The 17,140-nt window shown below is 70.1% G+C and carries 21 protein-coding genes; 14 read left to right on the top strand and 7 right to left on the bottom strand.

Annotated features, from left to right (window positions below; genetic code table 11):
- Position 1: 1 nt before the first annotated feature.
- Together ABZV40_RS30430 and ABZV40_RS30425 are read right to left on the bottom strand one after the other, a co-directional pair.
- A complete protein-coding gene (locus ABZV40_RS30430; protein WP_355449014.1) occupies positions 2-316 on the bottom strand; it encodes a hypothetical protein in 315 nt (104 codons plus the stop codon).
- The gene (locus ABZV40_RS30425; protein ID WP_355449011.1) at positions 313-798 is read right to left on the bottom strand and encodes a YbaB/EbfC family nucleoid-associated protein; all 486 of its coding nucleotides are present in this window, start codon (positions 796-798) and stop codon (positions 313-315) included. Before ABZV40_RS30425 ends, ABZV40_RS30430 begins: the two co-directional genes overlap by 4 nt.
- 96 nt (positions 799-894) lie before the next feature.
- Here ABZV40_RS30425 and ABZV40_RS30420 point away from each other — a divergent pair, with 96 nt between their 5' ends.
- Positions 895-1,335: a MaoC family dehydratase gene (locus ABZV40_RS30420; RefSeq protein ID WP_355449009.1), complete on the top strand. Its 441-nt coding sequence runs from the start codon at positions 895-897 to the stop codon at positions 1,333-1,335.
- Positions 1,336-1,339: 4 nt separating this feature from the next.
- On the opposite strand, the gene ABZV40_RS30415 is transcribed toward ABZV40_RS30420, so the two are convergent.
- The 3 genes from ABZV40_RS30415 to ABZV40_RS30405 are packed head-to-tail and all read right to left on the bottom strand — an operon-like array spanning position 1,340 to position 3,612.
- On the bottom strand, positions 1,340-2,269 hold the full coding sequence (locus ABZV40_RS30415) for a hydroxymethylglutaryl-CoA lyase (protein WP_355449006.1): 930 nt from the start codon (positions 2,267-2,269) through the stop codon (positions 1,340-1,342).
- On the bottom strand, positions 2,256-2,780 hold the full coding sequence (locus ABZV40_RS30410; protein ID WP_355449003.1) for a PH domain-containing protein: 525 nt from the start codon (positions 2,778-2,780) through the stop codon (positions 2,256-2,258). Before ABZV40_RS30410 ends, ABZV40_RS30415 begins: the two co-directional genes overlap by 14 nt.
- Before the next feature lie 13 nt (positions 2,781-2,793).
- The gene (locus tag ABZV40_RS30405) at positions 2,794-3,612 is read right to left on the bottom strand and encodes a biotin--[acetyl-CoA-carboxylase] ligase (RefSeq protein WP_355449000.1); all 819 of its coding nucleotides are present in this window, start codon (positions 3,610-3,612) and stop codon (positions 2,794-2,796) included.
- 117 nt (positions 3,613-3,729) lie between these two features.
- Here ABZV40_RS30405 and ABZV40_RS30400 point away from each other — a divergent pair, with 117 nt between their 5' ends.
- Positions 3,730-5,367 carry an acyl-CoA carboxylase subunit beta gene (locus tag ABZV40_RS30400; protein WP_355448997.1) on the top strand — a complete coding sequence of 546 codons (1,638 nt, stop codon included), beginning with the start codon at positions 3,730-3,732 and terminating at the stop codon, positions 5,365-5,367.
- Positions 5,364-5,591 carry an acyl-CoA carboxylase subunit epsilon gene (locus ABZV40_RS30395; RefSeq protein ID WP_355448994.1) on the top strand — a complete coding sequence of 76 codons (228 nt, stop codon included), beginning with the start codon at positions 5,364-5,366 and terminating at the stop codon, positions 5,589-5,591. The genes ABZV40_RS30400 and ABZV40_RS30395 overlap by 4 nt, the downstream gene beginning before the upstream one ends.
- A 243-nt stretch (positions 5,592-5,834) precedes the next feature.
- Here the strand turns inward: ABZV40_RS30395 and ABZV40_RS30390 are convergent, their stop codons facing one another.
- A complete protein-coding gene (locus ABZV40_RS30390) occupies positions 5,835-6,221 on the bottom strand; it encodes a hypothetical protein (protein ID WP_355448991.1) in 387 nt (128 codons plus the stop codon).
- 35 nt (positions 6,222-6,256) lie between these two features.
- Between ABZV40_RS30390 and ABZV40_RS30385 the strand changes: the two genes are divergently transcribed.
- From ABZV40_RS30385 to ABZV40_RS30375, 3 genes are all read left to right on the top strand, one after another.
- Entirely contained in the window at positions 6,257-7,690 is a 1,434-nt protein-coding gene (locus ABZV40_RS30385; protein ID WP_355449121.1) for a DHA2 family efflux MFS transporter permease subunit, read from the top strand.
- Positions 7,650-8,249 carry a nucleoside triphosphate pyrophosphatase gene (locus tag ABZV40_RS30380; protein WP_355448989.1) on the top strand — a complete coding sequence of 200 codons (600 nt, stop codon included), beginning with the start codon at positions 7,650-7,652 and terminating at the stop codon, positions 8,247-8,249. Before ABZV40_RS30385 ends, ABZV40_RS30380 begins: the two co-directional genes overlap by 41 nt.
- 180 nt (positions 8,250-8,429) lie before the next feature.
- Positions 8,430-9,713, top strand: coding sequence for a dicarboxylate/amino acid:cation symporter (locus ABZV40_RS30375; protein WP_355448986.1), 1,284 nt, complete (start codon positions 8,430-8,432; stop codon positions 9,711-9,713).
- Here the strand turns inward: ABZV40_RS30375 and ABZV40_RS30370 are convergent.
- Positions 9,710-10,348 carry a hypothetical protein gene (locus tag ABZV40_RS30370; RefSeq protein ID WP_355448983.1) on the bottom strand — a complete coding sequence of 213 codons (639 nt, stop codon included), beginning with the start codon at positions 10,346-10,348 and terminating at the stop codon, positions 9,710-9,712. The two genes, ABZV40_RS30375 and ABZV40_RS30370, sit on opposite strands and share 4 nt — an antisense overlap.
- A gap of 151 nt (positions 10,349-10,499) precedes the next feature.
- On the opposite strand from ABZV40_RS30370, the gene ABZV40_RS30365 reads away from it, so the two are divergent.
- From ABZV40_RS30365 to ABZV40_RS30330, 8 genes are all read left to right on the top strand, one after another.
- A complete protein-coding gene (locus ABZV40_RS30365) occupies positions 10,500-12,269 on the top strand; it encodes an acetyl/propionyl/methylcrotonyl-CoA carboxylase subunit alpha (protein ID WP_355448980.1) in 1,770 nt (589 codons plus the stop codon).
- A 31-nt stretch (positions 12,270-12,300) separates the two neighbouring features.
- Entirely contained in the window at positions 12,301-12,687 is a 387-nt protein-coding gene (locus tag ABZV40_RS30360; RefSeq protein ID WP_355448977.1) for a DUF1707 domain-containing protein, read from the top strand.
- Positions 12,666-13,442, top strand: a complete 777-nt coding sequence (locus ABZV40_RS30355; RefSeq protein WP_355448974.1) for an HAD-IA family hydrolase — start codon at positions 12,666-12,668, stop codon at positions 13,440-13,442. The genes ABZV40_RS30360 and ABZV40_RS30355 overlap by 22 nt, the downstream gene beginning before the upstream one ends.
- Before the next feature lie 32 nt (positions 13,443-13,474).
- Positions 13,475-14,041: a GNAT family protein gene (locus ABZV40_RS30350; RefSeq protein WP_355448971.1), complete on the top strand. Its 567-nt coding sequence runs from the start codon at positions 13,475-13,477 to the stop codon at positions 14,039-14,041.
- A 6-nt stretch (positions 14,042-14,047) separates the two neighbouring features.
- On the top strand, positions 14,048-14,635 hold the full coding sequence (locus tag ABZV40_RS30345; protein WP_355448968.1) for a DUF3558 domain-containing protein: 588 nt from the start codon (positions 14,048-14,050) through the stop codon (positions 14,633-14,635).
- 97 nt (positions 14,636-14,732) lie between these two features.
- A complete protein-coding gene (locus ABZV40_RS30340) occupies positions 14,733-15,098 on the top strand; it encodes a transcriptional regulator (RefSeq protein WP_355448965.1) in 366 nt (121 codons plus the stop codon).
- Between the two features lie 2 nt (positions 15,099-15,100).
- Positions 15,101-16,306 carry a PPE domain-containing protein gene (locus tag ABZV40_RS30335; protein ID WP_355448962.1) on the top strand — a complete coding sequence of 402 codons (1,206 nt, stop codon included), beginning with the start codon at positions 15,101-15,103 and terminating at the stop codon, positions 16,304-16,306.
- Complete coding sequence (locus ABZV40_RS30330; protein WP_355448959.1) at positions 16,306-17,112, top strand: ESX secretion-associated protein EspG; 807 nt, start codon at positions 16,306-16,308, stop codon at positions 17,110-17,112. Before ABZV40_RS30335 ends, ABZV40_RS30330 begins: the two co-directional genes overlap by 1 nt.
- Positions 17,113-17,140 lie beyond the last annotated feature (28 nt).

Raw genomic sequence — 17,140 nt, 5'->3', positions numbered from 1 at the left:
GTCAGCCGTCCAGTCTCTTCATCGCCGAGGCGTTGCTCTGCTCGACGTGCCGGTACGTCTCGGCCGTCGCGGCGAGCTTGTCGCCCACCTCCCCCAACGTCGTCGACAGCGCCGACAACGCTCCCTGCGCCTCCCCGGAAGGCTTCTCGTGCGAGGCGGCGAAGCTCCGCCCGACCGCGTCGTCCCCCCAGCAGGCGCCGAACCCGGCCAGCGTCCTGCCGAGCACCGACGCGATCTCGCCTGCCTGCCCGGCGAAGCCCTTGAGCTCCCGCGCTCCGGCGTCCAGCCGTTCGAGGTCGACCTCGTACCCGGTCATCGGACCCTCCTGTCGATGAGCTCGGAGTCGAGCCAGCTCTCCCGCTGCTCGTTGTCCTCGTCGTCGTCCACCCGGCGACGGACGGGGCTGCGCCCCAGGTCCACGGTCTCCGTCTCGTCCGCCGCGTACTCGGCCGGCCGCAGGTCCGCGGTGCCGGCGACCAGCGCGGCCGGATCGGTCGAGGCGGGCAGCACTGTGCTCAACGTCCTGTACGTGTCCTCGGCGGCGGAAGCGGCAGCGGCCTCGACCGTGCGCACGATCAGCTCGGCCAGCTGCTCGGGGCGATGCCTCCGGTAGGCGAGCTCGGACAGCTCCAGCCCCACGAGCTTGCCGCCCGTGCCGACCCTGGCCGTGACCGTCCCGTCCGGACTGGACGCCCGTCCGGAGACGGCCGCGAGCTCGCGCTGGACCGACGCCAGCTGCTCGCGGCTGCGCCGGTAGTCGGCCAGCAGCTCCTCGACCTGCGCACGGTGGTCGTCCACCGAGTCCCCCTCACACGCATAGCCCTGGGCTCGGGCTCTTGGACGCCGTCGCCCTTAGATCGGTTCCCAGCGGATTCAGTTACGTACGATCAACGCGTGATCGCGTTCGAGGATCTGCCCGCAGGCCGAATCATCCCGCTCGGCGAGGTAATCGTCGACCGGGACGACATGGTGGACTTCGCGAAGAAGTTCGACCCGCAGCCGTTCCACCTCGACGAGGAAGCGGGACGGAACTCGATTTTCGGCGGTTTGTCCGCCTCCGGCTGGTACACGGCCTCGCTGTGGATGCGCCGCTGGGTGGACGTGGTCCTGGCCGACTCCACCTCGCAGGGCTCGCCGGGCGGCCGCGAGCTGTCCTGGCTGGCGCCCGTGTACGCGGGCGACAAGCTCACGTTCGCGGCCGAGGTGCTGAACGCCCGCCTGTCGAAGAGCCGGCCGAGCCTGGGCCTGGTGGAGTTCGCGGGCACCGCGCACCGGGGCGAGGAACTGGTCTACAAGTTCGTGGCCACCGGCATGTTCACAGCGCGCGGCCGCTGAGCCTTCACTTCGCGAGCGCCCGCACCACGCGGGACGGGCTGGGCCGGCCGAGCTGTTCGGCCATCCACACCGAGGTCTCCACGAGCTTGTCCAGGTCGACCCCGGTCTCGATGCCGAGCCCGTCGAGCATCCACACCAGGTCCTCGGTGGCGAGGTTGCCGGTGGCCGACTCCGCGTACGGGCACCCGCCCAGCCCACCGGCCGAGGAGTCCACAGTCGTGACGCCACAACGCAAAGCGGCCAAGGTGTTCGACAACGCCTGCCCGTAGGTGTCGTGGAAGTGCACGGCCAGCCGAGTCACGTCCCGGAAGCCCTCCAGCAGCGACTCGACCTGCCCCGGCGTGGCCACCCCGATGGTGTCGCCCAGCGACAGCTGCGAGCACCCCATCTCCAGCAGCCGCTCGCCGACGGCCACCACCTGGGCGCGCGGAACAGCGCCCTCCCACGGGTCACCGAAGCACATCGACACGTACCCGCGCACGTCCAGACCGGCCGCCAGGGCCCGCTTCACCGTCGGTTCGAACATCTCGAACTGCGAGTCCAGCGTCCGGTTGAGGTTCTTCGACGCGAACGTCTCGGTGGCCGACGCGAAGATCGCGATGTGCGTGACGCCGGCCTCCAGCGCCCGGTCGAGCCCGCGCTCGTTCGGCACCAGCACGGGGTAGATCACGCCGGGCTTGGCGTCCAAACCGGACAGGAGCTCGGCCGCGTCCGCCAGCTGCGGCACCCACTTGGGGTGCACGAAGGACGTCGCCTCCAAAACGGACAGTCCGGCGCCGGCCAGCCGTGAGAGGAACTCCAGCTTCACCGACACCGGCACCACGACGGACTCGTTCTGCAGGCCGTCCCGCGCGCCGACCTCCCAGATCGTCACCCGCGAGGGCAGCGAACCGGAAGGCACCACGTCGGGCAGACCGGCCTCACGCGCGCCCATCGAGCGTCCTCGGGTGGAAGTCGTCGTCGGGGTTGTCGTTCACCTCGCGGTACAGCAACGAGTGCACCCTCTCCACGGACGGGATGTCGTCGAACTCGAGCGGCTCGTCCGACGCCGACTCGATGATCAGCGTGCCGCAGCCCAGCACCCGGTCGAGCAGGCTGTGCTCGAACCGGACGCTGTTGATGCGCGACAACGGGATGTCCAGGCCGGTGCGCTTGAACACGCCCTCGCGCGCCATCACGCGGTCCGAGGTGACGATGAAGTGCGTGGTCCGCCAGCGCACCAGCGGGGCGAGCGTCAGCCACATGATCAGCACGACGCCGACCACGGCCAGCGCGATCCACGCGACGGTGGCCCACGACTGGTCCACGACGAGCCCGGCCAGGTAGGTGGCGATCGCGACGACCACCAGCAACCAGAACACGGGGAAGATCAGCATCTTCCAGTGGGGATGCCGGTGGATCACGACGTGCTCGCTCGGGCTCAGCAGGTCGTCGGGATAGGCCATGGGCCAACCCTAATCACGCGGGGCGCAAATGCACCACGTCACCAGCGGACACGCCGTGATCCACACCGTCGGTCCCGCGCACGACCAGCGTGCCGTCCGCCTCGATGCGCTGCGCGACCCCGAGCAGCTGAACACCACCTGAAAGTTCCACGCGCACGCGCTCGCCGACGGTCGCCGAGTGCTCCTGGTACTCCTCCAGCACCCCGGACTCGAACGCGTCGCCGCCGTTCTTGCGCCACACGCCTTCCAGCTGGGCCAGTTCGACCAGCAGCCGGAACGCCAGCTCGCCCCGGTCCAGCTCGGAGGCACCGACGTCCTCCAGCGACGTCGGCGCGAGACCGCCCGGCGCCGGCTGCACGTCGTCGGGCAGCTTGGCCACGTTCAGGCCGATGCCGACCACCACGGCCTGCGCGACCCCGGCGGTGATCTCGGACAGGATCCCCGCGCCCTTCTCCGCCTTCGGACCGAGCAGCAGGTCGTTGGGCCACTTCAGGGACGCCTCGACACCGGCCGACTGCGCGACCCGGACCAGCGCCAGACCGGCGATCAGGTTGAGCCACGGCAACCGCTGCGGCGGCACCTCGGACGGGCGGAACAGCACGCTGACGTAGAGCCCGCCGGGCGGCGACGACCAGGTGCGGCCGCGGCGACCCTGCCCGGCGCTCTGCTCCAGCGCGATCAGCACGGTGCGATCGGCGGCGCCTTCGGCAGCGGCCTTCGCGAGATCCGCGTTCGTGGACGCGGTGGTCGCCACGACGTCCAGCGCGGCGTACGGACCGTTGGGTGCTACCAGCCGCGCGCGCAGCGCATCGGCGTCGAGTGCGGTGTCCATCGCGCCAGGCTATTGGAACGAGAGAGGGTACGTGCGACTTGAGATGACCAACAGGTTGCCGTGACCTGGACAACTGCACGGGGCAGTTCAGCAATGCTCTCGTTAGGCTGCGAGCCCATGAGCAGTGCGACCGAGCCGATCGGGAACGTCCCCGCGGACGTCCCGGACGTCCACACCACCGCGGGCAAGCTCGTTGACCTCTACCGGCGCAACGACGAGGCGGTCCACGCCGGGTCGGAGCGCGCGGTCGAAAAGCAGCACGCGAAGGGCAAGAAGACCGCCCGCGAGCGCATCGACCTCCTGCTCGACCCCGGTTCGTTCGTCGAGCTGGACGAGCTCGCGCGGCACCGGTCCACCAACTTCGGCCAGGAGAAGAACCGCCCGTACGGCGACGGCGTGGTGACGGGCTACGGCACCGTCGACGGCCGTCCGGTGTGCGTGTTCTCCCAGGACGTCACGGTCTTCGGCGGCTCGCTCGGCGAGGTCTACGGCGAGAAGATCGTCAAGATCATGGACCTGGCGATCAAGACCGGCCGGCCGATCATCGGCATCAACGAGGGCGGCGGCGCGCGCATCCAGGAGGGCGTCGTCTCGCTCGGCCTCTACGGCGAGATCTTCACCCGCAACGTCCGCGCGTCCGGCGTGATCCCGCAGATCTCGCTGATCATGGGCTCCAACGCGGGTGGCCACGTCTACTCGCCGGCGCTCACCGACTTCGTGGTGATGGTCGACCAGACGTCGCACATGTTCATCACCGGCCCGGACGTCATCAAGACCGTCACCGGCGAGGACGTCACGTTCGAGGAGCTCGGCGGCGGCCGCACGCACAACACCAAGTCCGGCAACGCGCACTACCTCGGCAGCGACGAGGAGGACGCGATCGCCTACGTCAAGGAACTGCTGTCGTACCTGCCGTCGAACAACTTGAGCGACGCGCCCACGTTCGAGGGCACGCTGGCCCCCGGATCGATCGCCGACTCGATCACCGACGAGGACCGCTCGTTGGACACGCTCATCCCGGACTCCGCGAACCAGCCGTACGACATGCACGAGGTCATCAACCGCGTGCTCGACGACGGCGACTTCCTGGAGGTCCAGCCGCTGTTCGCGCCGAACATCCTGGTCGGCTTCGGCCGTGTGGACGGCCACTCCGTCGGCGTCGTCGCGAACCAGCCCACCCAGTTCGCCGGTTGCCTCGACATCGACGCCTCCGAGAAGGCCGCCCGGTTCGTGCGCACCTGCGACGCGTTCAACATCCCGGTGCTCACGTTCGTCGACGTGCCCGGCTTCCTGCCCGGCACCGACCAGGAGTGGAACGGCATCATCCGGCGCGGCGCCAAGCTGATCTACGCCTACGCCGAGGCCACGGTGCCGTTGGTCACCGTCATCACGCGCAAGGCGTACGGCGGCGCGTACGACGTCATGGGCTCCAAGCACCTCGGCGCCGACATCAACCTGGCGTGGCCGACCGCGCAGATCGCGGTCATGGGCGCGTCGGGTGCCGCGAACATCGTGCACCGCAAGACTCTCGCCGCCGCTGCCGCCGCCGGAGAGGACGTCGACGCCCTGCGCGCGCAGCTGCAGCAGGAGTACGAGGACGCGCTGTGCAACCCGTACGTCGCGGCTGAGCGCGGGTACGTCGACTCGGTGATCCCGCCGTCGTACACGCGGGGGTACGTGGCGCGGGCGTTGTCGATGCTGCGGGACAAGCGCGAGACGCTGCCGCCCAAGAAGCACGGGAACATCCCGCTGTGAGCGCCGACCAGCCCCAGGAAAAGCCGCTGCTCCGGGTGGTCAAGGGCACCCCGGACGACCACGAACTGGCGGCCCTGACCGCGGTCATCGCGGGCCTGGCCGCGGCCGCACCCGTTGAGGACAAGCCCGCTGCCCGCTCGGAGTGGGCCAACCACGCCCGCAAGGTCCGACGCCCGCTCCAACACGGCCCCGGCGCCTGGCGAGCCTCTGGCCTCCCCACCTGATTCCGGGAACGCGGGGGCCCCGCGTTTCCTTCTGGGGAACGCCGGGCCCCCGCGTTCCCGCAGTCAGCAGGCGACTCGGCATTTCCCGGCTGCCAGGAGTACGCGGGGAGCTTTCGTACTCTCCTGGAGTACGCGGGGCCCCCACGTGCAGTCCGACAGCAGGCGACTCGGCGGCTGATCCGAGGTGCACGCGGGGAGCTTTCGTTCGCTCCTCGCACACGCGGCGTCCCCGCGTGCGAGCAGTCAGCAGGGGACGCGGCGGCTGGTGATGGTGAGGCCTACGGAGACTTCGCGGCAGCGGGTTTCGCCGTCGACCTTGAGCTTCAACGTCCAGAACACGCTGCCGTACGCATCGGTCTTGCGGAGCACCTGCGCGTCGGCGGGGTTCAGGGGCAGGTTGTCGCGCACCGCCGGGATGACCTGGCCCAGCAGCGCGTTCTCCGCGCGGTCCAGGCGGTCGGCGAACGGCCAGATCGGCACGCCGTACCCGATGGGGTCGCTGGCGAGCACGCTGCCGACGGCCCACGATCCGACGAGGCCGCCGAGCACGATGAGCAGTGCCGCGATCCGTCTGCGCTTGCCTTCGCGATCGGAACCGCGTTCGGTGAGGACAAGCACCCAGCGTTTCACCCTGTCGAGGGTGCCCATGGAGGAGGCGAGCGCGCATCAGTAGTACTACTCGAACCGCCTGGCGGGCCGTTGCGGCGCTCTGCGTCGGGTTCTTCATGATCCTGCTGGACACGACCATCGTGAACGTCGCGATGCCCGCGATGATCTCGGGGCTGCGGGCGTCGCTCAACGACATCATCTGGGTCAACAGCGCGTACCTGCTGTCGTTCGCGGTGCCGCTGCTGCTGACGGGCAGGCTGGGCGACCGGTTCGGGCCGAAGCGCGTCTACCTCGCCGGGCTCACGATCTTCGTGCTGGCCTCGCTGACCTGCGGCCTGTCCGGCAGCGCCGAACTGCTCATCGCCGCCCGCGCCGTGCAGGGGCTGGGTGCCGCGGCCATGACCCCGCAGACGATGGCGTTCATCACGCACCTGTTCCCGCCGCACCGGCGCGGTGCCGCGCTCGGCGTGTGGGGGTCGGTCGCGGGGTTCGCGACGGTGTCCGGGCCGCTGCTCGGCGGGGTGCTGGTCACGCAGCTCGGCTGGGAGTGGATCTTCTTCGTCAACGTGCCGATCGGTGTGGTCGCCGCGGTGCTGGTGCTGCGCTGGGTCCCGGACTGGCAGCCGGGCCGGTCGCACCGGTTCGACGTGCTCGGCGTCGTGCTGTGCTGCCTCGGGCTCGGGCTGGTCGTGTTCGGCGTGCAGAACGGCGAGCACTACGGCTGGGGCAGGGTCGCCGGCCCGGTCACGATCGCCGAGATCATCGTCGCGGGTGTGGTGCTGCTGGTGGCGTTCGTGCTGTGGCAGGCGGCGGCGCGCAACGGCGAGCCGCTGCTGCCGTTGCGGATCTTCGGCAACCGGAACTTCTCGCTCGGCAACATCGCCAACGTGATGATCGGCTTCTCGGTCACCGGGCTGTTCGTGCCGCTCGTGCTGTTCGTGCAGACCGTGCCGAAGCTGTCGGCGTTCGAGGCCGGTCTGCTCACGGCACCGACCTCGCTGGCGTCCGGGGTGGTGGCGTTCTTCGCGGGACGGTGGTCGAACGGGCCGGGCGCGAAGTACCTGCCGATCACCGGCTTCACCATGCTCGGGCTCGGCATCACCGTGATGACGCTGCAGCTCGGCGGATCGCCGTGGACCCTGCTGCCCGCGCTCGTCGTGGTGGGCTGCGGCATGGGGATGGTCTACTCGCCGCTCACCAACATCGCCACGAAGACGCTCGACCCGCGGCTGATGGGCGCGGGCGCCGGCATCTACAACACCTCGCGGCAGTTCGGCGGCGTGCTCGGCAGCGCGGGCACCGGTGCCGTGCTGCAGATCGTGCTGGCCGCCACGGGCGACTTCACCTCAGCCACGCGCGGCGCGTTGCTCATGCTGGTCACGTCCACCCTCGTCGGCGTGACCGCGGCGGTGCTGATGAAGCGCGAAACCGGCGTGCAAGACTCCGGGCGTGCGTCTGATCCTGGCCTCCCAGTCACCCGCCCGTCTTAGCGTCCTGCGGTCCGCGGGCGTCGAGCCCGTCGTCCGCGTGTCCGGCGTCGACGAGGACGCGCTCGTCGCGTCGCTCGCCAACCCCACGCCGGAGGAGACCGTCGTCGCGCTGTCCGCGGCGAAGGCGGAGGCGATCGAGCACGACGACGAGTGCGTCGTGGTCGGTTGCGACTCGATGCTGCTGTTCGAGGGCGAGCTCATGGGCAAGCCGGGCACGGCCGAGGTCGCGCGGGAGCGGTGGCTGCGGGTGGCGGGCAAGAGCGGCGTGCTGATCACCGGGCACACCGTGCTCAGGGTCTCCGGTGGCGAGGTGGTCGACAGGGCCTCCGCCGCCGAGTCGACGACCGTGCGGTTCGGCACGCCGTCGGAGGAGGAGCTGGAGGCGTACATCGCGACGGGCGAGCCGTTGCACGTCGCGGGCGGCTTCACGATCGACGGGCTCGGCGGCTGGTTCATCGACGGCATCGACGGCGACCACACGTCGGTGATCGGCATCAGCCTGCCGCTCACGCGGCGGCTGCTGGGTCAGGTGGGCGTCGCGGTGTCCACGCTCTGGTAGTGCTGGTCACACTTGGCTTGATCAGGGAAGACTGCTCCCGGCACACGCGTTGGGGGCAGTGCGATGAACGAGTTTTTGACGCGCCGCCGGCACATCGACCACGGCCGCAGGACGAGCACGGGCTGTCGGAGCTGACGCTCCCGCCCCCTTTCGCTCATCCCTGCAAACGGAGATGTCCCGGTGTCGTTCGTCCAGACCTATCGCAAGCCCAAGGTTTTCGGCCTGACCGTGCTCGGCGCGCTCGTGCTCGGCGCGCTCGCCGGCTGGCTCGGCAAGGGCACGTGGCTCGCGCCCGTGCTCGCCAAGACCGGTTCGGTCTTCACCTCGCTGCTGCAGCTGACCGTGATCCCGCTGGTGTTCACCGCGATCGTCGTCGGCATCGCGTCGCTGCGGAACCTCGGCGGCGGCCGCACCGCCGCCCGGCTCGGCGGCAAGACGTTCCTGTGGTTCGCCACCACGTCGTTCATCGCCGTGCTGATCGGTCTCGCGGTCGGCGCGATCGTCAAGCCCGGCCAGGGCGTGCACATCGAGCCCGCCGCCGGCGCGGTCGACAAGCTCGCCAAGCGCACGTCCGGTTCGTGGAGCGCGTTGCTCGACAACCTGGTGCCCAGCAACATCTTCAGCGCCTTCACCGAGGGCGAGGTGCTGCAGGTCGTCTTCATCGCGGTGCTGGTCGGTTTCGCCGCCTACGCGCTCGGTGAGAAGGCCGCGCCGTTCACGAACCTGGTCCGGTCGTTCTTCGACATCGTGCAGAAGGTCGTCGGCTGGATCATCCTGCTCGCGCCGATCGGCATCTTCGGTCTCATCGGCAACGCCGTGGCGTCGTACGGCAACTCGTTCGTGCGACCGCTGTTCTCGTTGATCCTCGCGGTCTACGCCGGCACGCTGCTGGTGCTGTTCGTCGTCTACCCGATCCTGCTGAAGTTCGTCGGCAGGACCTCACCGGTCGAGTTCTTCCGCAAGGCCGGCACGGCCATCCAGTTCGCGTTCGTCTCGCGCTCCTCCGGCGCCACGCTTCCGTTGTCCCGCAAGGCGGCCACCGAGCTCGGCGTCTCGCAGGAGTACGCGAACTTCGCCGTGCCGCTGGGCACCACGACCAAGATGGACGGGTGCGCCGCGGTCTACCCGGCCATCGCGACGATCTTCATCGCGAACCTCTTCGGCATCCAGCTCTCGGTGTGGCAGTACGTCGGCATCGTGCTCGTCGCCGTGTTCGGCGCGCTGGCCACCGCGGGCACGACCGGCTGGTACACGATGCTCACGCTGACGCTGAGCGTCGTCGGCCTGCCGCCGCAGGTCATCGCGACCGGTGTGGCCGTGGTCTACGCGATCGACCCGATCCTCGACATGATCCGCACCGCGACCAACGTGGCCGGCCAGATCACCGTGCCGGTGCTGGTGGCGCGCAGCGAGAACCTGATCGAGGAGGAGCCTGCGGCCGACCGTGAGCTCGTGACCGCCTAGGAATCAGCGCACGGACGAAGCTGCGACATCTTCGGCACCGGTGTGGGCCAGCCCGCGAGCTGCTCCCGCGCCGGTGCCGGTTGCGTGCAGCCGAGGTTCGGGCCGAGCGGCGAGAACACCTGCAGGAACGCGTTGTTGCACTGGCCTTCGCACGCGTGCTGGGCGGCGATGATGTCCGCGGTGCCGTCGTCATTGACGTCGTGCAGCCCGAGATATCCGGCGCTGGCCAGGTAGTTGTCCTGCGCGCGCGACCACGTGCCGTTCTTGCGGACCAGCACCTCGCCGAGCATCTCGCTGCCGCGCGCTCCGCGCACCAGGCACACGCTGACCGCCGCCTCCGCGCACTGCAGCGACTTGTCGTTCACCGTCGCACCGGACTCGGCGATGGTCATCTCGAAGATGAACGGGCCGGACTCGCCGGTCACCCTGATCCGCCCGCCGCCGGTGCCGCTGAGCAGCTCGACGAGGTCCTTGCCGACCGACTTGCCGATCACGACCTGGCAGACGGTGGTACCGCAGCGCATTCCGGCGTCGGTACCGGATTGGGCTGAATCGGTGTTGTGCGGGCGCTGGAAATAGGCGAACACCAGCCCCGCGACGACCACGGCGGCCGCCGCGACGGCAGTCACCTGCACCGATCTGGACCCACCCACATCGCAGATTGTGGCGGATGGGCTCAGGATGGATGTGAAGTGAGCCGTCTCTCCCTCTCGGAGTTCACCGATTTCCGTAGACTGCGGCACCAGCCAGAGCCGTAATTACCGGTCCAGCAGGAGGTACGACGCCGTGTCGCTGCGCAAGGTCCTCATCGCCAACCGCGGTGAGATCGCCGTCCGGGTCATCCGCGCCTGCCGTGACGCCGGCCTGGCCAGTGTCGCGATCTACGCCGACCCCGACCGCGACGCACCGTTCGTCCGGCTCGCGGACGAGGCGTTCGCGCTCGGCGGCAACACGCCGGGCGAGAGCTACCTGTCGTTCGAGAAGGTGCTGGCCGCCGCCGCGCAGTCCGGTGCCGACTCGGTACACCCCGGTTACGGCTTCCTGTCCGAGAACGCCGACTTCGCGCAGGCCGTGATCGACGCGGGCCTGGTCTGGATCGGCCCGACCCCGCAGGCGATCCGCGACCTCGGCGACAAGGTGACCGCGCGGCACATCGCCATGCGCGCGGGCGCGCCGCTGGTGCCCGGCACCAAGGACCCGGTCTCCGGACCGGACGAGATCATCGCGTTCGCGCAGGAGCACGGACTGCCGGTGGCGATCAAGGCCGCGTTCGGCGGTGGCGGTCGCGGGCTGAAGGTCGCGCGCACGATCGAGGAGATCCCCGAGCTGTTCGACTCCGCGGTCCGCGAGGCCGTCACGGCGTTCGGCCGCGGCGAGTGCTTCGTCGAGCGGTACCTGGACAAGCCGCGGCACGTCGAGGCGCAGGTCCTCGCCGACACCCACGGCAACGTGATCGTCGTCGGCACCCGCGACTGCTCGCTGCAGCGGCGTCACCAGAAGCTGGTCGAGGAGGCGCCCGCGCCGTTCCTGACCGACGACCAGCGCGCGACGATCCACAGCTCCGCCAAGGCGATCTGCAAGGAGGCCGGCTACCACGGCGCCGGCACGGTGGAGTACCTCGTCGGCCTCGACGGGTCGATCTCGTTCCTGGAGGTCAACACGCGCCTGCAGGTCGAACACCCGGTGTCGGAGGAGACGACCGGCATCGACCTGGTGCGCGAGCAGTTCCGCATCGCCGCGGGCGAGAAGCTCAAGCACACCGAGGACCCGACGCCGCGCGCGCACTCCATCGAGTTCCGCATCAACGGTGAGGACGCCGGTCGCGGCTTCCTCCCGGCGCCGGGCACCGTCACGACGTTCGTCGCGCCGTCCGGTCCCGGTGTCCGGGTGGACGCCGGTGTCGAGAGCGGCTCGGTGATCGGCGGGCAGTTCGACTCGTTGCTGGCCAAGCTGATCGTCACCGGCGAGAACCGCGACGAGGCGCTCGCCCGTGCCCGCCGCGCGCTCGACGAGATGGTCGTGGACGGCATGGCGACCGTGCTGCCGTTCCACCGCGCGATCGTGCGGGACGCGGCGTTCACCGCCGAGAAGCCCGAGGGCTTCACCGTCCACACGCGGTGGATCGAGACCGAGTTCGACAACCAGATCGCGCCGTTCACCGGCGGTGCTGCGGAAGCCGGCGAGGAGACGCCGCGGCAGACCGTGGTGGTCGAGGTCGGCGGGCGCCGCCTGGAGGTGTCGCTGCCGGGTGACCTCGCCGTCGGTGCCGCGCGTCCGGCCGCTGCCGCCGCGAGGAAGCCGAAGCCGAAGCGCGCGGGCGGCAGTTCCGCCGCGGTGTCCGGGGACGCGGTGGCCGCGCCGATGCAGGGCACGATCGTGAAGGTGGCCGTCGAGGACGGGCAGACCGTCGAGGCGGGCGAGCTGATCGTGGTCCTGGAGGCCATGAAGATGGAGAACCCGGTGACGGCGCACAAGGCGGGCACCGTGACGGGTCTCGCGGCCGCTCCCGGCGACCCGATCACCCAGGGCACCGTGATCTGCGAGATCAAGGACTGACCGCAGGGGTCGCTCACCTACGATTGCGTACGTGAGCGACCCGTCGAGGGACATCCGCATCGGTGACACCGAACGCCAGCAGGCGTTGGAGGTGCTCGGCGAGCACATGAGCGCGGGACGCATCGACATCGAGGAGTACGGCGAGCGGTCCGCGAAGATCACGACCGCGAAGACCCGCGGCGAGTTGATGGCGTTGTTCTACGACCTGCCGGACCCGCGTCCGCAGTTCGCGACCCCGATGCCGATGTTCCCCCAGCCGTCCAGGGCACCGGCACGCCGCTGGGAGGGCGCGGTCGTGCCCGTGGTCGGCATCGCCGCGGTGATCCTGTTCTTCACGGTGGTCAGGAACCCGCTGATCTTCGCGCTCATCCCCCTCGCGGCGGTCCTGTGGGGCCAGTGGAACGGACGCCGGCGCTGAAACCGTTGCTGCTGCTCGATCTCGACGGGGTGCTGCGCGCGTTGCCGCCCCTGCCGCCCGAGATCGCCGAGATCGCCTTCGAACCGACGCTGCTGCACCGCGCCGTCACCGGTGAGATCACCGACGAGCAGTGGCGGCAGGAGGTCGGCCCGGGCTTCGAGGCCACGCCAGGTGAGGTGATCACCGAGGCGCTGACGTTGGTGCGGGCCGCGCGCAGGCACTGCTTCGTGGCGTTGCTGTCCAACGCGACCACGCGGCTGGAGGCGGACCTCGCCCGGCTCGGCCTGGACGCCGAGTTCGACGCGATCTTCAACTCGGCGCGGCTCGGGGTCGCGAAACCCGATCCGGTGATCTTCCGGCGGGTGCTGGACGAGCTCGGCCACCAGACCGCGGTGTTCTGCGACGACACCGAGGAGAACGTCTCGGCCGCCCGCGAGGCGGGACTGGACGGCGTGCACGTGCCGGACACGGCGGCGTTGCGGACGGCTTTGGCGGTGCGCGGGCTGATCCCGCCGACCGTGCTGCTGATCCTGCCCGACCGCGACGAGGCCGAGGAGCTGGCGCAGGAGCTGCTCGCGGACGGCTGGGGACCGTGCGCGGTGCACCGCGACATGCTGGCGGGCGAGGACGACGCCGAGGACGTGGACTGGGTGATCGAGCTCACCACGGCACCGGACGGCACGCCCGCGTCCGCGCACCGCGACCGGCTCGACGAGGTGGCGGAACGGCACGAAGGTTTCACCGGCGAGCCCTAGGCGCGGCCGCTGCGGCGGTTAGCCTCATTGCCGTGGAGCCAGTCGAGATCAACGCAGGCGAGTACTACCTGCGCGCCTTCCGCAACGACGACCGCGTCAACGACGTGCCGGCGCTGGTCGAGATCTACGCGGATCCCGAGACCAAGCGGTACATGAACCGCCTGACCGTCGACAGCCCCGCGACCGCCGAGCTGTTCATCATGCTGATGACCAGCGGCTGGGCGAAGAACTACCGCTGGTCGTGGGCTGTGTGCGAGGCGGTCACCGCGGACCTGGTCGCCGGGATCATCCTCAACAACCTCGACCTCCAGTTCGGATCGGCCGAGGTGACCTGCTGGACCCACCCGGCGCACCGAGGCAAGGGCGTGCTGCCGACCGCGCTCAACGCCGTGCTGGGCTGGGCGTTCGGTGCGATGGACCTGCACCGGGTCGTCTACAAGCACTCGGTGTTCAACACGGCGTCACAGCGCGTCGCGGAGAAGTGCGGATTCACCCTGGAGGGTCGACTTCGCGACGAGACGATCATCGATGACCAGCGCGTTGACGAGCTGCTGTGGGCGCGGCTGGCGACAGACCCCCACCCCGAGCAGCTACGGTGACCGGCCATGCGGACCACGGCGCTCCTCATCGTCGCGGTGGCGCTGGCCGGGTGCACGGCCGGACCCGCCCACAGCTCCCTGGGCAGCACGCCACCAACACCTCCCTCGACGCCGTCGACCACGGCCTCGCACCTGGACTTCCCGCAGCGACCGCGCGCCGTGCCTCTCGACGACGTCGACCCGTGCGCCGTGCTGACGCCTGACCAGCGCACCTCGCTGAGCCTGGACAACCCGCCCAGCGCGTACGTCGAGACGAGCTTCGGCGGTGCGAAGGCGTGCACGATGCGCAGCACGACCAGCGGCAACGTGGCGCGGCTCGCGCTGGTGCTGGCGTCCGGGGCCGAGGTGTGGCTCTCCGAGAACGCCCAGGTGGACTACAAGGTCAGCACGATCGAGGGTTTCGCGGCGATTACTGTCCGCACACCCGGCATCGACGACGTCTGCAACGTGGAGATCGACGTGGCGGACGGCCAGTTCCTCGACGTCATGTTCCGCGACGGCGGGAATTCCACTGCGGTGCAACAAGATCATCTTTGCCTGGGCGCACAGCGGGTGGCCGAGGCGGCCATGGCCAGTTTGCTCCAGAAGCGCTGACCCACACGGGCGGAAGTCACTGATCGCACTCCACAGCGTCACCTTCGGTGGTTAGAGTGACGAAGCGCTTGTACGCACAACCGCCGGAGGTCGCACCATGCCGCCAGGGGGACGCAGCGGGGCCGACACCTCGCCACCCGTCAGCCACGAACTGAGCGTGGAACCGGAGGCGATCCCGGCGTTGCGCAACACCTTCTCCGCCGCGCTGACCAAGCTCGACAAGCAGATCGAGATGGCGATCACCGAGTTCCGCGTCCGCCCGTGGGCGGGTGACCCGGTCAGCCAGGAGGCGGCCGAGAAGTTCAACGACAGGTCGATCACCGACAACGACTCGGCGCTGCAGGCGTTGCTGAACTACCAGCGCCAGCTCAAGACCGCGATGGACAACCTGAACCAGATCGAGCGGCAGTACCGGGTGGTCGAGGGCGACAACACCGGCATGATGAACAAGAGCGGGTGCTGAAGATGGCAGACCACCGCTGGGAGGGCTACAGCCACAAGGAGCTGTACGAACGCATCCACGCCGGCCCCGGCCCGTCCGCGTCGTTCGCGTCGATGGAGCGCTGGCAGGGCGTGTCGACCGCGTTGACCGAGATCAACGACGACCTGCACAAGGGCATCACGCTGTCCGGCGCGAAGTGGACCGGCAAGGCCGCCGAGATGGCGCAGGCCGGCCTGAACCCGATCGCGGCCTGGGCCGACAGCGCCCGCACCGGCGCCGACGTCATGCGCTGCTCGGCGGAACTGCAGGCGAACAACATCTCGAAGGCCCGCGCGGACATGCCGGCCCCGGTCGAGGTGACCTCGGAGCAGCCGGGCGCCCTGATCACCGGCCTCACGCACCTCTTCGTCGGCCAGACCGACCACGAGAAGCAGGAGGCGGCCCAGGACGCGGCCGAGCGCCGCGCCCGTGAGGTCATGTCCACCTACGCGTCGTCCACGACCGCGAACACCTCGACCCTGGGCCAGTTCAGCCAGCCGCCGCAGCTGCAGATCAGCACCACCGGCGTGACGCACGGCGGCGGCGCCCAGGTGGGCACGCCCGGCACCTGGATCGTCGGTCCGCAGGGCACCACCGGTGGCAGCGTCACGCGCAGTCGCACGGGCACGGGTTCGCGGGTCTCCGCCGCTCCCCCGCCTCGTGGTGGCACGCAGGCGCCTCCCGGCTCCTCGACGCGCACCTCCGGCACGTCGGTGCCGGCCGGTTCGTCGTCCTCGTCGAAGGGCTCGACGACCTCGCTCTCGTCCGCAGGCACGTCCGGCCCGTCCACCACGGGCACCGCGGGCGTCGGCGTGCCGGGCCCGCGCTCCGGCCGTTCCGGTTCCTCCTCGTCCAAGGAGATGGAGGAGGGCGCGACCGCCGCGTCGTCGGCCGCGGTGGGCCAGATGATGAACCACGGCGGCCCCGCCGGTGTGGGTTCGTCCGCCGGTTCCGCCATGGGCCCGTTGGGCACGGTCGGCGCGGCCGCGTCCGATGGCGACCAGGTGCACCGCCGGGCCGTGCCGATGTCGCAGCAGTACGACCCGTTCGGCGGCATGGGCGGCCCGCGCCAGGGCGAGGAAGAGGAGGACCTGGAGCACAAGGCCGCCGACTACCTGCGCGAACGCGACGACATCTACGGCGTGGGCAGCTACTCGCTGCCCGTGATCGGGGAGAGCACGACCGACTGATGACTGTGCTGGGCCTGGACATGGGGACGAGCGACACGCGCGACCCGGTGATCATCTCCACGCTGGAGTTCGACGTCCTCTGGGAACACCTGGGGCTGGAGACGATGCCCCTGGTGCTCAAGGTCCCGTCACCGGGCAAGACCCGCGAGGAACGCAGGGCCGTCGAGGACCAGGTCTGGCGTCAGCTCGGCGCACGAGGCCTGGGCGGCCCGCGTTCCCTGGACCCGACCCTGGAAGACCTGCTGCACGTCCTGAACCGCCCGCAGCAGGAAGTCGACGGCCGCCTGTGGCTGCACGAACGCAGCGTCCGCGTCCTCGCCGCAGGCAAGGGCCAGGCAGGCGTCCTGGCCGTCCTGGACAGCGGCCAACTGGTCCTGCGCCCGGCCGAAGCCGGCGGCCTGCCGCGCGAGGCCCTCACCGCCCTCCCGGCGGCCCCGGCAGGCGAGGGCCACTCCATCACCCTCCCCTCCGCGGACCTCGACGCGGCAGCCGCCTCAGCGGCCACGCCGGAAGACCTGGCAGCAGCCCTGCGCGGCGTGATCCGCCCTGCGGACGCCGACACCCTGGCCGAAATGGTCCGTGACGTCTCGAACCGAGGCCAGTTCGGCGCCGCCGCCCGCGACAAGTGGGGCAAACGCGTCCGCCCGGATCGCGTCGTCGCCTTCTACGACACCCCGAAGGGCCGCTACCTGCAGATGCGCCGCGCCACGCCGGGCCAGCCGCCGTGGTCGACCATCACGCCCGTGGACTACCGCCGCCTGCACCACCACCTGGTGGAACTGCTGGAGGAGGCGGCGGGTTCTTAGACCGCGTACATGCGGTCACACGCACCCG

Origin of the sequence: Lentzea sp. NPDC004782 (assembly GCF_040609115.1) — a bacterium.
Classification (GTDB): domain Bacteria; phylum Actinomycetota; class Actinomycetes; order Mycobacteriales; family Pseudonocardiaceae; genus Lentzea.
The sequence above is the reverse complement of the archived record's forward strand: the minus strand, read 5'-3'. Positions and strand labels throughout refer to the sequence as shown.

Coding starts and splice junctions, on each gene's coding strand:
- ABZV40_RS30430 (WP_355449014.1), bottom strand. CDS start 316: ATGACCGGGTACGAGGTCGACCTCGAACGGCTGGACGCCGGAGCGCGG.
- ABZV40_RS30415 (WP_355449006.1), bottom strand. CDS start 2,269: ATGGGCGCGCGTGAGGCCGGTCTGCCCGACGTGGTGCCTTCCGGTTCG.
- ABZV40_RS30410 (WP_355449003.1), bottom strand. CDS start 2,780: ATGGCCTATCCCGACGACCTGCTGAGCCCGAGCGAGCACGTCGTGATC.
- ABZV40_RS30405 (WP_355449000.1), bottom strand. CDS start 3,612: ATGGACACCGCACTCGACGCCGATGCGCTGCGCGCGCGGCTGGTAGCA.
- ABZV40_RS30400 (WP_355448997.1), top strand. CDS start 3,730: ATGAGCAGTGCGACCGAGCCGATCGGGAACGTCCCCGCGGACGTCCCG.
- ABZV40_RS30345 (WP_355448968.1), top strand. CDS start 14,048: ATGCGGACCACGGCGCTCCTCATCGTCGCGGTGGCGCTGGCCGGGTGC.
- ABZV40_RS30340 (WP_355448965.1), top strand. CDS start 14,733: ATGCCGCCAGGGGGACGCAGCGGGGCCGACACCTCGCCACCCGTCAGC.
- ABZV40_RS30335 (WP_355448962.1), top strand. CDS start 15,101: ATGGCAGACCACCGCTGGGAGGGCTACAGCCACAAGGAGCTGTACGAA.
- ABZV40_RS30330 (WP_355448959.1), top strand. CDS start 16,306: ATGACTGTGCTGGGCCTGGACATGGGGACGAGCGACACGCGCGACCCG.